This is a genomic window from Umezawaea sp. Da 62-37, assembly GCF_032460545.1.
In the GTDB taxonomy this organism is placed as follows: Bacteria; Actinomycetota; Actinomycetes; order Mycobacteriales; family Pseudonocardiaceae; genus Umezawaea.
In genome coordinates this window covers 1,197,732-1,213,791 of the sequence record NZ_CP135965.1, presented here as the reverse complement: position 1 = coordinate 1,213,791, position 16,060 = coordinate 1,197,732, and the positions used below count along the sequence as shown (strand labels likewise).

9 protein-coding genes and 2 pseudogenes are annotated in these 16,060 nt (G+C 66.4%); 5 read left to right on the top strand and 6 right to left on the bottom strand.

Annotation, left to right across the window (positions count from 1 at the left end):
* Window positions 1-48 precede the first annotated feature (48 nt).
* Window positions 49-420: pseudogene (locus tag RM788_RS05035) on the top strand (transposase family protein); the annotation flags it as partial.
* Between the two features lie 792 nt (window positions 421-1,212).
* Here RM788_RS05035 and RM788_RS05030 read toward each other — a convergent pair.
* A pseudogene (locus RM788_RS05030) lies at window positions 1,213-1,956 on the bottom strand (transposase family protein).
* Window positions 1,957-2,483: 527 nt separating this feature from the next.
* Window positions 2,484-5,174 (bottom strand): RICIN domain-containing protein, encoded by a 2,691-nt coding sequence (locus RM788_RS05025; protein WP_315930326.1) that lies wholly within the window; start codon window positions 5,172-5,174, stop codon window positions 2,484-2,486.
* A 941-nt stretch (window positions 5,175-6,115) separates the two neighbouring features.
* Between RM788_RS05025 and RM788_RS52870 the strand changes: the two genes are divergently transcribed.
* Window positions 6,116-6,523, top strand: coding sequence for a hypothetical protein (locus tag RM788_RS52870; protein ID WP_399343089.1), 408 nt, complete (start codon window positions 6,116-6,118; stop codon window positions 6,521-6,523).
* 582 nt (window positions 6,524-7,105) lie between these two features.
* A complete protein-coding gene (locus tag RM788_RS05015; protein ID WP_315930325.1) occupies window positions 7,106-7,645 on the top strand; it encodes a reverse transcriptase domain-containing protein in 540 nt (179 codons plus the stop codon).
* Here the strand turns inward: RM788_RS05015 and RM788_RS05010 are convergent.
* Entirely contained in the window at window positions 7,623-8,798 is a 1,176-nt protein-coding gene (locus tag RM788_RS05010; RefSeq protein ID WP_315920713.1) for an ISAs1 family transposase, read from the bottom strand. The genes RM788_RS05015 and RM788_RS05010 overlap by 23 nt on opposite strands.
* A gap of 47 nt (window positions 8,799-8,845) precedes the next feature.
* Between RM788_RS05010 and RM788_RS05005 the strand changes: the two genes are divergently transcribed.
* Together RM788_RS05005 and RM788_RS05000 are read left to right on the top strand one after the other, a co-directional pair.
* Window positions 8,846-9,715 carry a reverse transcriptase domain-containing protein gene (locus RM788_RS05005; RefSeq protein ID WP_315930324.1) on the top strand — a complete coding sequence of 290 codons (870 nt, stop codon included), beginning with the start codon at window positions 8,846-8,848 and terminating at the stop codon, window positions 9,713-9,715.
* Between the two features lie 30 nt (window positions 9,716-9,745).
* Window positions 9,746-10,867, top strand: a complete 1,122-nt coding sequence (locus tag RM788_RS05000; RefSeq protein ID WP_315934979.1) for an IS3 family transposase — start codon at window positions 9,746-9,748, stop codon at window positions 10,865-10,867.
* Between the two features lie 146 nt (window positions 10,868-11,013).
* On the opposite strand, the gene RM788_RS04995 is transcribed toward RM788_RS05000, so the two are convergent.
* The 3 genes from RM788_RS04995 to RM788_RS04985 all read right to left on the bottom strand — a co-directional run bounded on the left by RM788_RS04995 (window position 11,014) and on the right by RM788_RS04985 (window position 15,864).
* On the bottom strand, window positions 11,014-11,166 hold the full coding sequence (locus tag RM788_RS04995) for a hypothetical protein (protein ID WP_315930323.1): 153 nt from the start codon (window positions 11,164-11,166) through the stop codon (window positions 11,014-11,016).
* A 116-nt stretch (window positions 11,167-11,282) separates the two neighbouring features.
* A complete protein-coding gene (locus RM788_RS04990; RefSeq protein WP_315930322.1) occupies window positions 11,283-13,073 on the bottom strand; it encodes a ribbon-helix-helix protein, CopG family in 1,791 nt (596 codons plus the stop codon).
* Window positions 13,074-13,383: 310 nt separating this feature from the next.
* On the bottom strand, window positions 13,384-15,864 hold the full coding sequence (locus tag RM788_RS04985) for a DEAD/DEAH box helicase (RefSeq protein ID WP_315934978.1): 2,481 nt from the start codon (window positions 15,862-15,864) through the stop codon (window positions 13,384-13,386).
* Window positions 15,865-16,060 lie beyond the last annotated feature (196 nt).

Genomic DNA, 16,060 nt, shown 5'->3' with positions numbered 1-16,060 from the left:
GTCACATCAGACCCTGACCTTCGTGTCCGGCTTGGTCCGCGCCCACCGTCGGCGGACGGCACGATCCTGCGGGTATCAGGTCAACTGCCGAGTAGTACCCACGACACCGCGGCCGCCCGGATCTGGAACATCCTCGCCGCGCTGCGCGATACCGGGCTGATCGCCTTGGCCGACAAGGGCTACCACGGATACGACCAGACCGGGGAACACCTGCTCACCCCGTACCAAGGCCGGAACAATTCGCAGTCGCAGAAGGAACCCAACCGAGCCCACGCACGGTTGCGCGGACCCGGTGAACGAGCCAACGCCCAACTCAAGACCTGCCACATCCTCCGCAAGCTCCGCTGCTGCCCACGCCGCGCCGGCCGACTTGCCGAAGCCATCCACGTACTGCAGAACTGCGAAGTCACCGCCGGATGAAGAGGCTCAGTGTCGGCCGGCCAGGACCTGATACCGCCGGGGTGGGCTTTGCCGAGTACGGTCATCGTGAAGATTGAGGCGTCGTCCAGGGCATGGTGTCGCCGGTGCTCGCGCGTTACCGCGCCGCTCGGGGTCGGCGAGCCGAACGCGCAGCGCAGCGAGCTGCCCGAGGATGACGCGGACGTCGTCAGGTGTCGCGGTCTGTCGCGCGGATGGGATCTACGCGGACGGTGTCGTAGCAGTGGTACTGGTACTCGGGGGCGACGACCTTCTTCACAACCGGCGGCCGCAGGTCGGATTCCCATCCTCAGCAAGCGCTCCGCGGCGTGCAGCGCCCGGTTGCGTTGTCAGCAGAAGGCGGAACAGAACTTCGGCGGACATCCGCGCCGCGCGAGCGTGAACCATTGGCCGCACCCCTCGCATTGCGCTTCACCGCCGGCCCGGACGTGGTCTTTCGGTTACGACGAAATGTGCCCGGCGAGGTGCAAGGGGTGCTGTGTGTCGTGTGTACCGGAAGCCGGCCCGGCGCGTCCGGCTTGGGCAGGCTGGGTGTCTCGTCCAACTGGGATTGTCGGTGTCCGGGCCTGGTTATCGGTAGTGGTGTCGGTGTTTGGAGGTACTTGTCGGGGCCGGTGAGGAGGCGGCCGTGCCTCCCAAGAGAATTGAGTACGCCATGGGCACCACGTCGAGCCACGTCATGACCGGCCGATGACGCCTTCGCTAAAACTGCGGGACCTCGGCGTCCCGGTTAGCCTCAATGAGCCTTTTTCATCCGGCGGTGACCTCGTAGTTCTATAGCACGTGGATGGCTTTGGCCAGCCAGCCGGCGCGTCGGGGGCAGCAGCGGAGTTTGCGGAAGATGCGCCAGGTCTTGAGTTGGGCGTTGGCGCGTTCACCTGGACCGCGCAGGCGGGCGTGGGCGCGGTTGGCTTCCTTCTGCGACTGCGGCTTGTTGCGGCCTTTGTATGGGGTGAGCACGTGTGCGCCGGTCTCGTCGTATCCGTGGTAGCCCTTGTCGGCCAAGGCGATCAACCCGGTGTCGCGCAGCGCGGCGAGGATGTTCCAGATCCGGGCGGCGGCGGTGTCGTGAGTGCTGCCGGGCAACTGGCCCGACACCCAGAGGATGGTGCCGTCCGCCGAGGCGATCACCTGCGGGTTCACCCGTGCATCCGGTGCTTGCCCGAATAGAAGGGCCGGTCGGCGGCGATCCGGTCGATCGGGGATCGGCGTGCCATCGACCACCACGTAGGCCAAGCCCTCTCACTTCGCCGTGCGCAACGCGGCCCGCAGCTTCGGCGCCCGCGCGGCCAGGAGTTCGACCGTTTCGGTGACGTACCGCCGGCAGGTCGTGGTGGAGACGCCGAACCCGGCGAAGGTCTCGCCTTTGCGCAGGTACACCAGCACCAACAGGGCCTGCTGCCCAGGATCGAGCTTGCGCCACACCGAACCCGTCCGCCGACGGTGGGCGCGGACCAAGCCGGACACGAAGGTCAGGGTCTGATGTGACAACGGCAGCGCGGCACGGTAGAAGAACATGCAAAGCCCTCGGTGTGACAAGACTGATCTTGGTCGACAGCCCTCCTACCGAGGGCTTCATCCGTTGTCACACCGACACACCGACGATCCCCGGTTTGTGGCGCACATCCCTTGCCCGCCAAAGCATCCGAACCAAGATGAAAAAGGCTCATTGTACTGGATGTCGCGTCCCGGTCCCAGTGGGCCGTCTTATCCGATGACTCGGTGCCGGTCATCGCGCTGGCCTGGAGTTTCGATAGCAGCATGCTGGCTGGTGCCAGGGAACATAGGGCAGTATCAGTGTGGTACGCAGACTTGGACATGGTCGTTCGCAGGGTGTGTGAAAACTTGTGGATACCCAGCGGCGAGGTGCGGATTTGCCTCCCAACTGCCCTGCATAACGCTGATGACCGGACGATACAAACCTATCCACTGAAGGATTGTTGTCGAACGAGCTTTGACATCTCGCCGCTACCCCTAGCCGCGGGGCCGAGCGGCCAGGGGTAGCGGTCGACGCCGCGGCAGCAGGTGAGAACCGGGTCGTCCGGTCAGGTCCGGTTCAGTTGCCACTGCTGATTGGCCCCGCCGTTGGCGGCCCATTGCACGACTTGCGCCCCGTCGCTCGTCGCGGCACCGTTGACGTCCGCCGCCAGTCCGCTGTCGTGGCTGACGATGGTGTAGTAGCCGTTGCCGGTGGACCGCAGATACCACATCTGGTTGGTGCCGCCGTTGGCCGTCCACTGCTGCAGTTGCAGCCCGGCCGTGCTGCTGTTGCCGTTGACGTCGAGGACCTTTCCGCTTGGGACGTAGTGGAGGGTGTAGGAGCCGTCGGAGGTCGTTGCGATGGTCCAGGTGGCGGTGCCGCTCTGCTGGACCACTTTGGCGCCGTCCGCGGTGGAGTTGCCCGCGACAGCGAGCGGCTTGCCGCTGTTGCGGTTGACGATGCGGTAGGTGCCCGGTGCGGGTCCGTCTCCGCCGCCTCCGGCAAGGGTGAAGTACTCCACCGCGTCGGTGAAGACGGGGCTACCGGACTTCGTGGTCGACAGCTGCAGGTACACGCGGTCGCCGGTGGCTGGGGTGGTGAAGGACACCGGTTGGGTGACCCGCGAGCCGAGCGGGACGGTCAGGGTCGTGCTTCCGGACGCGACGACCGCGCCGTCCGGCGCGTCGAGCCGCGCCGTCCAGGTGAAGCCCACCGCAGTGTCGGCGAAGTCGTCGTTGAAGACGGTGATGTTGCGGGTGACCGTGGCGTTGCGGGCGTAGTTGGGCACGGCCTGCGGCAGGGGGAAGGTGCCGTTGGAGTCCGAGGCGCCGGAGGCCGACCAGAACGGCAGATCGACCGCGGCCACCGGGTTGAACGCCGCTTGCACGCGCTGGATCTGCGGGTTGCTCCAGGGGGCGGAGAGGTTGTCCGCGCCGTAGATGGGGCGACCGCCCTCCTCCGGGGTGAAGTCGCCGGTGCGCACTCCGGGCACGACGCCGGCCCAGGCGGACAGCAGCGTGTACGGACGCAGGTCGGTGGCGTTCTTGCCGCGCTTGGCCAGGGTGGCCGTGGCGAACCACTCGAAGCCCTGCTTGTTGTTGCATGCCGGCCAGATGTACTCGCCCTCGCCGTCGGGCCGCCCGTTCACGGTTTTCAGGCCCTCCCCGTACCTGCCGAAGCCGTCGACGTAGTGCGGGATCACCGCGAAGTTGGCATAGGTCATTCCGGGATACCCGTTGAGATTCCCGTCGACGCCCACCTCGGCTATGACCGGTCGGGTGCCGTCGTTGCCGTTGATCGCCGCGTACAGGTCCTTCTCGAACTGTTCGGAATCCTGGCCGCTCTGGTTCGGCTCGTTGACCTGGCTCCAGCGGATGACCGCGGGGTGGTTGCGGTCGCGCAGGACCAGCGCACGGGCGTGGTTGACCATGTTGTCGTGCCCGGCGATCCAGTCCTGCTTGCCGGAGGAGCCGCGGATCGCGGTCTCGCCGATGATCATCAGGCCCATCTCGTCGGCGACGTCCAGCATGTACGGGCTCGCGGGCTCTTGGTGGATGCGCACCACGTTGTAGTTGAGCCGCTGGTAGTTGTCCACCGCCTGCGGCCAGCCGCCGTTGCCGGGCGACGGGGGCAGGAAGCCGGGCAGGGTGTCGAACGCGTCGCCCTTGCCGCCGTTGTTGATCCGGTCGTAGTCGGCACCCTGGAGGTTGTCGCCGCGGAAGTTCACGCGCACGCCGTTGAGGTAGTAGTAGTCACCGTTCTGGGTGGCCTCCCGGAACCCGAACCGGTACGTGGCGTCACTGGTGTGCCCGTCATCGGCGACGGCATGCACCGCCAGCCCGTGCAGCTGCGCCCGATACCCCGACCGGTACGGCACGTTGGGCCACCAGTACGAGGTGCTGTCGAGGTTCCACGCGACCGGCCCGACGGTCACGGTCACGGTGGAGTGGGCCGCCACGGTGACAGTACGGCTGGGCAGTTCCGGGTAGCTGAAAGCCGTTCCGTTGTTGGACGACAGCGACCCGGTCAACGTCACCGACCGGGAACTGCCCGACGTGTTGCGCACCGACACGTCGTAGCTCAACGTCTTGTTCGCCACCGACGTGCGCATGAATGTGTCGCTGACGTACACCGCCGGGTACGTTCGCAGGAACGCCGAACGGAAGATCCCCTGTGGGACCGCTTCGGACCAGTCTGCGGCGTCGGGCACCAGGTACCGACCGTTGGATGCCTTCAGCGCGCCGCGGCCCTTCACGGCGACGCTGATCGTGTGGGTGCTGCCGGGTGCCGCGTAGGCGGAGATGTCGAAATTCGACGGCGTGAACGACGTGGTCTGTGTTGCCACCACCCGGCCGTCGACCGACAGCGTCGCCTGGTGATTGACCGCCCCGAACTCGATCCACGTCGACTGCGGCTGACCCGAATCGGGCACGGTGATGGTGTGTGAGTACACCGCCTCGTTCACGTCGGTGAAGCCCTGCTTGTACCAACCGCCGCCGGGCACGGCGATCGAGGTCGCTCCTCGACCCGTCGGCGTGAAACTCCACGTCCCGGCCAGGTCGACCGAGGCGATCGCGTCGGCGCCGGCAGCCGCGGTCGCGGGTGCTGGCTGTGCTGCGGCGACCGGCTGCGTTGCGGCGGCTGGCTGTGCTGCGGCAGCGGGTTGTACCGTGCCGATGGTCGCGAGGAGTGTGGCACCGGCCAGCGCTGCGCGGGCGAAGCGCTGGGATAGCGAGCGAGGGCTGTTCTGACGCATCAAGAAACCCCTTTCGCGGGTGTCGCGTCTGCGGCGGTACACCGATCATCGGACCCATCGTCACTACTGCCGGGGCCGCCGAAATGAAGAGGTCCACTATGGATTTGTCTACCGGCTCGATGCCCGCAAAGCGGAGCATCGGTCGGTAAGCGATTGTGGGGACGGCGGCCTGGTGTCGCACTAATGAAACTATGTCGGACAAGAAGGGTCAAAGCTAAATGTGAGCGCTAACTTTGAGCACTCCGACCAAGAAGAGTCTGACCAGGGGGCATCGCCGTGGCGGGTCGCCGGCTCGGTCGGGAAGTTGGTCCGTTCGGCCCACCGGCTGACCTGCGTCGGTGAGATGACCTCACCGTGAACAGCCCGTCGATCGGCGGGCACCGCAATGTTGGCTAAATATTGACGCGCTTATTTAGCTGCCCCTGAGTGCCGCATGTCGAGCAAGATTCGGCCTGGTCCTGGCGGTGTACCAACAAATCGTGCGCAGCAGGCAAACGCGCACCTCATGGGCGCGAAGAAATTGCGCCGACTCTTGTCCAGGCTAAGGTGATCTTTGACCGTCTGATGAGCGCGACCGGCACGCACGGCCGTGGTTGCCGCAGGCCGACGCGCCGCCATTCACTACGAAGCGACCAGGGCCCGTTGTTAGCGATAACACAATTGCGCTTCGCAGCGGGGCGCTGTCGCAGCTCGTCGACTGGCCCGGCGCGCTGCGAGCGCGATCCGTGGTCGCTCCAGCGGTACCTGACCAGACAGGGTGTTGTCCGCTCGTACCGACTCAGCCCTCACTGCAGACAACAAGCAGAGGGCTGGCATTGAAGTAAACGACCTTGCCGACGCGACGCGTATGGATGTCGCATGCGAGACCCTCTTGGTCAGACTGGTGTGAGACACCCTGTGTGAGGGTGGGTTCATGACCGAGGGCAGGATCGGAGATCCTCATGACCGTGACCTCGCCATCCGCCAAGCAACCTCAGCCCTCCCACCGCGGCCGCCAGGCCGATCCGGCACCACGTCCGTCCCGGCGGGTGTTCACCCCGCAGTACAAGCTGGACATGGTCACCGAATACGAGAACGCCCCCAACGGAGAGAAAGGCGCAATCCTGCGGCGCGAAGGCCTCTACTCCTCCCACATCATCGAATGGACCAGAGCACGCGACGCAGGACGCCTGACCGGTGACCCCGCAAACCCCGGCCTCTCGATGACACCATCCCGGAAATCCGCCGAACAGATCGAGCTGGAGAAACTGCGGCGCCAGAACCAGAAGCTGACCTCCGATCTGACCAAGACCCGGATGGCGCTCGACATCATGGGAAAAGGTGTGCCACGAGCACGGGACGCTGCTTGAGGTAGTGAGCAGTTGATCGTGGTGCTGCACGGAAGATGAAGGATGTTGGCCCTTCGGAGTCGCCCTGCGGGGGTGATTTCAAACCGCCTGCTGCCGCCTTGGCCGAAGACCGTGGTGGTGAGCGACGCAGGAAAAGGCGCACATGATGCGTCAGGTGGGGATCGTGGAAGACGGAGCGCAGCCCCCAGCATGTGGGGGTCACTGTTGACGCGTCGTTACATATTCAGGTGACATCAGAACCGGGCACTACTTTTCGGCCTGGGATAAGCCTGGCGGGTGTCCGCTTATTGGCCAGGCGGTGTCCGGCGTGGAGGTGACGTGAGCCCGATCTGCTGCTTCCGTGCGGAACGTGGGAAGGCATACCCCGATACTGACAGCGAATTCGTCTCCGGGTGAAGCGCTGATGAGAGGGAGCGTCCCAAGTGGAGATCCCACGAGGGATTGAGTACCGATTCGAGGTGTGCCGGCGGACTGGCTCGTAGTAGTGGTGAAACTCCTGCTGGGCGCGGTGGGGGCGGAGCGAAGGGGCCGGATTGTCCGTGGTTCGTGTGTCCGGTCAACCAGGAAGCTGGGAGGAGCTGTATGGACGAGCTGAAGTCATCAGTGAAACCGTTCGACATTTCGAAGCGGGAGGTTTGGGACGCATACCTGAAGGTGAAGGCCAATGGGGGTGCTCCGGGGGTGGATGGGTGCACGATCGAGGAATTCGAGAAGGATCTGAAGAGAAATCTCGCGAAGATCTGGAATCGGATGTCATCGGGCAGCTATTTCCCGCCCCCGGTTCTGGCGGTAGAGATACCGAAACCAGGCGGCACAAGAACGCTCGGCGTGCCCACTGTGGCTGACAGAATCGCCCAAACGGTGGTGGCCAGGCATCTGGAGCAACGGGCGGAACCGTTGTTCCATCAGGATTCCTATGGCTATCGACCGGGGCGGTCGGCGTTGGACGCGGTTGCGGTATGCCGGAAGCGATGCTGGAAGAAGGACTGGGTGGTCGATTTGGACATCCAGAAGTTCTTCGACAGTGTGCCGTGGGACTTGATGGTCCAGGCGGTGGAGGCTCACACCGACGCTCGCAGGGCTGAGGCAAAGTCGTGTTTCAGCTGGCTGAGATCAACTTGATGGCTCGTTCGGGCCTTCTTCCCATATGACGTACGGCTTTGGCGATGTTGGTGTGGCCGGTCAGGCGTAGCAGGCTGATGGCGAGATTGCGCAGGCTGGCCATCATCCTGGGCCCGCCGCCGGTGCGTGCCCGAGAGGCATCTTCGCCCATCGTCACGTCGCGGACCCAGTGCAGCTTGTTCTCCACGTGCCAGTGCCCGCGGATGTAGCGGGCCAACTCGGCGGGCTGGGCCTGCGCGGCGGTCAGGGATGTCACCGCGTACACCGTCTCGCGGCTCGCGCGCCTGGTGCTGCCCTTGCGTTTACGGGTCCGCACTATCCGGACGGCCTGGGCGGCGTGCGGGAACAGGATCCCGGCGGCGACGGTGACGACCTTGTAGGTGCGGGTGACTACCCGGCCGTGGCCGGTGTCGGTCTCGCGGTACCCGATCGGCACGTCCTTCCACGGCAGGCCCGCCAACTGATCGCGCAACGCCTTCTGGTTGCCCTTCACGGTGATCACGTAGTGCGCGCCACGGCCGTGCAGGTACTCGGCATGCCCGCGTTGCGCGTGCAACGCGTCGGCGGTGACGACGAGACCGGTCACATCGACGATCGTGTCCAGAAGTGCTGCGAACATGGGGATCTCGTTGCTTTTCTCCGCGATCTCGACCTGGCCCACCGTGACCCCGCTGTCGTGGTCCAGGCACGCCATCACCATTCGCGCGCGCTGCTCGCCGTGACGGGAACCCCGCAGCGCCTTACCGTCGACCGCGATCGCGCGGCGCCGCCGCCTGCCCGGCGCCCCCATCCACGCTGCCTTGACACGCCCGGACAGCCAGACGCCGATCGCGGTGTCGAACCCGTCACCGGTCAATGCCGAGAGCGCCCGCCGGATCGTGGACGCGTTCGGTGCGCCGATCCCCATTCCGCTCAGCGTGTCCTCGGCCGCGTCCGCGGCCCATTCGGCGATCGCGGCGAACGACCGCGCACCGGAGACCACCGCGCACACCGACACGAACAGGATCGCCGCGAACCGATACCGCACACCCCGTTTCCTGCGTGGATCCGGCACCGACTCCAACACCTCGAGCAACCCGGTCCGCGCCTGCGGCGCCACCTCGCCCAGCGGGGCCAACTGGCGTGACAGGACAGTGATGGGAGACGATGACACGGCAGGCACGGCGGAGCTCCGAAGATCACGATGGCGTAGGAACCTTCATGATCGACGGTCCTGTCGTGCCTGCTCCGGACTACCCGATCTTCGGTGTGTCGCAACCCGAATCAGCAGGTCAAGCCACTGGTAGTCGACTTTGCCTCAGCCCTGCCGACGCTCGTTGGGTGCTGCTGTATGTGAAACGGTGGCTTGCTGTGCCGTTGCAGCGGCCCGACGGGACCTTGCTGCAGCGAGACCGGGGAACCCCACAGGGGTCAGCGGTGTCACCCGTATTGGCGAATCTGTTTCTTCATTATGCGTTCGATACGTGGATGTCCCGGAACTTTCCGGGTGTCACTTTTGAACGTTACGTCGACGATGCGGTTGTGCATTGCGTCAGTGAACGTCAGGCGCGCATGCTGGTCGAGGCGATCGGGGAACGGATGGTCGAAGTCGGGTTGCGGTTGCATCCGGACAAGACCAAGGTGGTGTACTGCAAGGACGGGAAACGCAGTCGGGATCACCCGGTGACGTCGTTCACGTTCTTGGGGTTCACTTTCCACGCCCGCGGGGCGCGGGGCAAGAACGGGGAGATATTCACTTCGTTCCTGCCCGCGGTCAGTAAGGATGCCCTCAAGAAGATGAGTGCGCAGGTGCGAGCCTGGCGGCTACATCTACGCACCGGCCGTACTTTCGCCGAACTCGCCCGGGAGATCAACCCGGTCGTGCGCGGTTGGATGCAGTACTACGGCGCGTTCTACCAGACTGCGCTGTATCCCTTGCTTAGGCGTGTCAACTACTACCTGATGCGCTGGGTCCGCAAGAAGTATCGGAAGGTCAGGACCTTCAAGAAGTTCCACAAGCGATGGAAACAGGTGACCGCTACGTGGCCGAACCTGTTCGCTCAGTGGAGATGGGTCCATTCGATCTGGTGATCAGGATGATAAGAGCCGTATGACGGGAGACTGTCACGTACGGATCTGTGGGAGCCCAGGGGTGCGATTCCCCTGGGCGACCCGACCACACGCGCTCTTGCAGGAACTCTCCGAGAGCGAACAGGACGACAGACCGCCCGGGAAGTCCTGACGACCACGTTCGCCGACCTGCGTGCCGCGGACGTCTCGGTGACGAAATCCTGTGCCCTGACGGGATTGTCGCGGGCGACGCACTACCGACACCTCAAGCCGAGCGGTCCGGTGCACGGGCCGTGGCCGGCACGGAGGTCGCCGCCGCAGGCCCTGGACGCCGGTGAACGCGCTCGGGTACTCGGGATGCTGGCCGGGCCGGCCTACCGGGATCTGGCGATCCCGCAGGTGTGGGCACGGGAACTGGATCGGGGCCGGTACTGGTGTTCGGTCTCCACGATGTACCGGATCGCCCGTGCCGCGGGCCAGGTCCGCGAACGCCGCCGGGTGGCCACCCACCCGGCCAGGGTCCGGCCCGAGCTCCTGGCCCGTGGTCCGGGTGAGGTGTGGTCCTGGGACATCACCGCGTTGAAAGGGCCGGTGAAAGGGGTGTGGTACAAGTGCTATGTCGTGTTGGACATCTTCTCCCGCTATGTCACCGGGTGGCTGGTCGCGGCCGCGGAGGACGCGGTACTGGCCAAGGACTTCCTGGCCGACGCCGTCGCCCGCAACGGTGCGCGGCCGCACACGATCCACGCCGATCGCGGTGGTGCGATGGTGTCCAAACCGGTCTCGGAACTCTTGGTGGCCCTGGGTGTCCTGCGGTCGCATTCCCGTCCTCGTACCTCGAACGACAACCCGTATTCCGAAGCGCAGTTCAAGACCTTGAAGTACATGCCCGACTTTCCCGACCGGTTCGGATCCCTGGCCGACGCCCGCGTGTTCTGCGAGGGCTTCTTCCTGGCCTACAACCATGAACACCGTCATTCCGGCATCGGAATGCACACTCCCGCGTCGGTGCACTTCGGGACCGCGGAGCAGATCCACGACCAACGCCAGGCCACTCTCGACCAGGCCTACGCCCGACATCCGGAACGTTTCACACGCCGTCCTCGCCCACCCGAGCTGCCCGACGTGGCCTGGATCAACCAGCCCATCGAGCAACCACAACCGGCTCCCTAGACACAACCTGTCTCATCGAACTTGACAACTACCGAGACGCGGTGTCGAGAATCCCAGGTAGGTCGACGAACGTGATGACGTCACTGCTGCGGCGCGCCACTTCGACGAGGGGGCCCGCCTGTGTGGACGGGCCCCTGCTCAGTCGGTTACTCCCACCAGCGCCGCAACGCCCAGGCGATCAACTGGCCAAGCAGCACCTTGCCCATCTCCATCGCGACCCGCGTAGAGGGAGGCCACTTGTCGCGCGGAGCACCGCCGGTATCGTCGGAAGTACGAGGCGGGGGGATCTTGAACGGCATTGCCGTCACCTTCCTTTCGGGTCCCTGGAACGTCGCGCTCGCCGCGTCGGACCGGGACCACTTGTTGGTGATGACAAGCCTCGTCGCCGCTCAGAGGGTGGCGCTAATCCTCGATGTCACATCGGTTCGCCGCCCTCTTCCTCCTGGTCCTCTTCTGGGGGGCGCTTTGCCCGGAACCGGACGAAGCCGGTGTCCCAGGCTTCCTTTCTGTGATCGCGCGCGTCCCTGTCCAGCGCCGCGGCCGACCACGACGCCAACCACCCCACCGCAGCAGGTTCGTAGCCCTGCTCGATCGCTTCGACCACCGAGGAGATCGACCAGCGCCACAGCGCGCCGGTCGGCGCGAAGGGGATTCCCGCCCTGCGGAGGATCGTGGCGAAGTAGCCGGCCTTGTCCGGCGACATCGAAGAGCGCAGCGCAGCGAGGGCGCGGTCGTCGAGGAGGTCGATCATGGCGGTGGACTCGATTGCCGCCATGGCTGCTCGCATGGCGTCCAGGATGCGTTCGGGTGCCTCGGCAGTGAGTCGGTCGCGAGTGGCAGTGTCGATCAGCCCGAGTTCGTGGGCGACGGTAGCGGGCACCAGAACACTGGCTGGTTGGTTCTCATGTTCTTCGCTCCGACCGGGCGCTATCGTAGCGTCCTCGCTTCTGGGCTCCGGGTCGACCGCCAACCCTGGTTTCTCGTGCGGCTCGGGAATGTCGTAGAAGCAGGCCAAGACGGCCTCGACGACGATGAGGGGGTCCCGCCGCGCGGTTCTCCGAGCCAGCGCGGCGAACGCGGCCTCGACGCCGGGCACCGGCATGGGAGGGCCGCCGTCGGGCGGGCTAAGCACCGGCCACAGCACTGTCCGCGAGCCCACCGACAGCGCGAGCAGCCGCTCGTGCTTCAGATGCCCTGCCCACATGGGGTTCGGAACGCCTCCCGGCGGCAGTACCAACGAGTGCCAGCCCGGCGGCATCCGCAACCTCCAGCCCGGCGGATGGACCACGTGCTCGCGCGCCGGGCCGGGCTGCTCCTGCGCGCGCAGCCACAGCCCGAGGCCGTCCAGCGCCACCCGCCGGCGAGCTCGCCACACCGCCGAGCTGCCGCGACCTTGTAGTGCTACTTCGTCCACTTCCGGCGCGTCGGCGAGCAGCGGGTGGTCGCGATCGGTGTGCTGCTGCAGATCATGCCGCAGCGCCTCCCAGTCATGGCCCTGCTCATGCAGCATCGCCGCGTTCTTCTCCGCGTCTGGAGCGGTGAGCAGCTTGCGCACGAAGTGGGCGACCAGCTCGTGCCGGTACGGGGCGTGCCATGCTTCCCGCTCCCGCAGTGCCTCGGCCATGAACTCCGCGGTCTCGCGAGCGAGCCGGCGACGGGCGGGTCGGTGGCTCAGTTCGGGCCAAGCGGGGTCGGCGTCGGCGTGCAGTTCCTCCTCAGCACCGGTCAGCGACGCCGCTACCGCCAGCTCCCACAGGCCCTTCGCCGCATCGTGGGTAATCAGCCGCAGTGGCAAGTTGTCGAGGACGTTGTCGCGAAGCGGGCGCGCCCGCTCGATCGCGGTGAGGACCGCGTCGGCCAGCGGGCGCGCCTGGTAGTCGCCATGTCCACGACGGGCAGGCTGGCCGGGCAACCGCAACGACACCGCCCGCGCCCGATCAGCGACGCCGGGGTCCAGCCGCAGCCGCAGTCGTACGCCTCCGGGCGGCCGTCCGTGATACTCGGGCGGTGCGGGGTGACGCAGCAGGGTGCACACGTGCGTCAACCGCTGCCCCGGCGGCAACGGGGCTTGAAGCTGCAAGTGCTCGTCCAGCAGGTCACGCAAGACCGCGTCACGAGAGCGGCCCCGCTCGGCGCACAACTCCTGCAGCGTCGTCAAGGCCGACTCTGGCACGCGCACGTTGGTCTCCACATGCCTGACCGACATGCCAGCAAGTGTCCCAGCCCTGCGTCCGACACAGTCCCCGGCTGGCCGCAACGCCGCAGACTTGGGCGGGGGAGTCGGGACGCTGGGCAGGAAGAGCTTGGGAAAGCGTTCCAGCCGGTCAGGATGGGCGGCCTATGGATGGCGCGGGCTGATCGGATGATCCAGTCGCACACCTACGAGGTGGCGCCGCGGTGTGGCGGCCAGCAGCGCCGTAGCCACCGCCGCCCTGAACCACTAAACGGCCCGTCGCCCGTGGGGCCGATCAGCCGCATCGCTCGCGGTCGCTTCCCCGAACCCGAATCGCCCCCAATCATTGGGGCCGGCGAACCACGACCGAGTATGCGGTGATGAGGCGTTCACCGGTCAACCGGTGATGCTCCAACTGCTGCGAGACAGCCTGTTCCTCGCGCCACAAATCCCGGCCATGAGCCAGAGCTGTGGCGAACGCGGCCACCGCTGTTTTGAGCGCCGCAAGCTTAGCTGGGGTGATGACCCGCATCTCCGGCACCGGGATCGCCCGCGAGTCGTACACGTCGATCGGGTGGACCATGATCGGGATCGCGGCTGTGCCGGTGTTCTTGTCGGAGTTCCACTGGACTCCTCCGCGCAACTGGTCAGCGTCCTTCTTCGCGATGCCCGTGCACGTCATCTCGACGCCGGTCTTCAGCTCGATCACGGCGTTCCTGCTGGCGTTCAGTGCCCATAGGTTGTCCGGTCCGGTGCCGTAGAGCCGTTCGGGGCGGGTGCTGGCGAAGCCCAGGTGCAGCCCCAACTTCTCCCAGGCGGCCTCAGCCTGATCGGTGAGGTCCTCGTCCCACACGATCTCGTCGAGCACCGTGCGCACCCCGAGTACCAAGGCTGTGCTGTCGGCGTAGGTGGCGCCCAGGTAACTCGCGGCCGCGCTGGCCTGCATGGCGGCTGGGCGGGTGCGGCGGACGTCGACGCCGACGGCCGGGCGCAGCACCATCGCGTTGTCTCGGATCGCGGCGCCGAGTTGCTGCTGGGCCGTGGCGGGGTCGGTGAAGTGCAGGTAGTTGGCCTTCTGCTCGCGGACCCAGCCGCGTAGCGCGGGGTCGGTGATCCCGTTGATTGCCTGCTGGAGCACGTCTGCGGCCTGGCTGGTCTGCCCGGCCACCGCCAGGTCGAACGCCGTGCGCGCGGCGACCGCTTCCGGGCGGATGGCGCCGACGTTGTTGTAGCGCACTCCGGCCAGAGCGAGCTTGCTGCGCTGTACCCACTGCGGGTTGCGGTCCAGGCAGATCGTCAGGGCGCTGCGGATGCCGTCGATGCCCTGACCGGAGAGCTGGATGGCGACGTCGCGGCTGAGTGTGAGTTGCGCTCGGGTGGCAGGGGAGAACAGGTCCAACCAGGTGCGGTCGTGCACGGCCATGCCCAGCCCTGCACCGAGCAGCAGCACCGCGCAGTGGTCGTTGACGTCGCGGACCCCGCGGCCCATGCCCTGTTCGATGCGCTGCACGTCGCGGGCGCGTCGGGTGGGGCTGTCGATCAGCGCCGCGGCCTCGCGCCGGTCGGCGGCTGCCATCGGGCGGGGGATGCCGTCGATGATCAGCAGTTCGCAGGCCGTGCCGGGCAGGTCGATCCCGTCGTACTTGTTGACCAGCACCACTAGGCCGACATGGCCGGTGCGTAGCTCGGCGACACCTTGTTCGAGGTCGCCGACGTAGAGGATGCGATCGGCCAGCGGACGCCACACATTGGCTTGGGGTCCGCTGGGTACGAGCACCACGACGTTGACCGGCCGCGACTCCGGGACGCCGTCACCGTCGCGGTCGCCGAGGGAGAACTGCTTGGCCAGCTGTCGCACCGCGTCGTCGCTGAGGTTCGGGTTGAGCTGCACCGGTGCGAGCACCAAGCGGTCACCGAGGTCGGCCGCGCTGCCTGGCGTGACGACGTTCGCCAGGTTCCTGGGGTCGGCCTTGAGGTTGGTGACCAGCACGCTGTCGTCGGACAGCGTCGCGGTCAGGTAGACCCGCCGGCGGGCGTTGACGAATGACGGGATCTTCTCGATCGGCGGGCACGGCGGCTGAATCTCGACACCGCGGCTGCTGACCGTCACGGTGCATAAGGCCAGGCAGTCGGCGATCAGCGGCCAGGCGAACTTGAACGCCTCGTCCCGCGCGACCCCGTGGGGGTGTAGGATGTTCCAGACCTCGCGCTGCTTGTCTGCCCACGCCCAGAACGGCACCCGCACGACGGCGGTGGCGTCGCCCTCGGTGATGTCCAGGCACGCCTTGCGGTTCTGTGCGACCAGGTCGTCGGCGAACAGGTCGAACAGCGGCATGAACGCGTCGTGGTTGGCCGGGATGGTGAGCCGGAACTGGCCTTCGGTCCTGGCCAGTGCCGCGTGCGCGTCGTCGACGACCACGACGCCGAGGTCGATCGGGCTGTGTCGACCGCCGACGACGCCGAACCGCGACTGGCCGTTGATCAGTGTGTCGAATGTCGTGACGAGAATGGCCTGTTCGGCCAGGAACCGCGGGTCGTCGTGTCGGTCCGCAGTCGGCAGCCCCAGCTTGGCGGCCTCCTCGCGGACTCGCGCGGCCAGGTAGGTGTCCGGCGCGAGGTAGACCGCCTTCCCGACCTGCGAGTTGATGGTGCTCTGCGCGATCAGTAGGCCCACCACGGTCTTCCCGCCGCCGGTGTTCTGCTTGATCACCACGTCGCGGTCGTCCTTGCGGGCCCACCAGCCCTCCAGGGCCTCACCCTGCTCGGCCCGCAGGTACGACCAGGGCTTGTTCGGTAGGGCGGCGAAGATGTCACGCGGCTGCACCAGCAACTGGGGTTATGCCGAGCCGATCCGGGTCCAGTCCAGCGTCACGTGAGTGCCCTTTCGTCAGGAGGCCGGTTGACGGGCTTCTGTCGTGCTTCGAACGGCCTATCGCGGCAAAGCCGCCGGGGTTACACGATGGGCCACGCGCGCCAGCCCGGCGTTCATATGAACGACGGTGGAATCACCCGGATGAGCT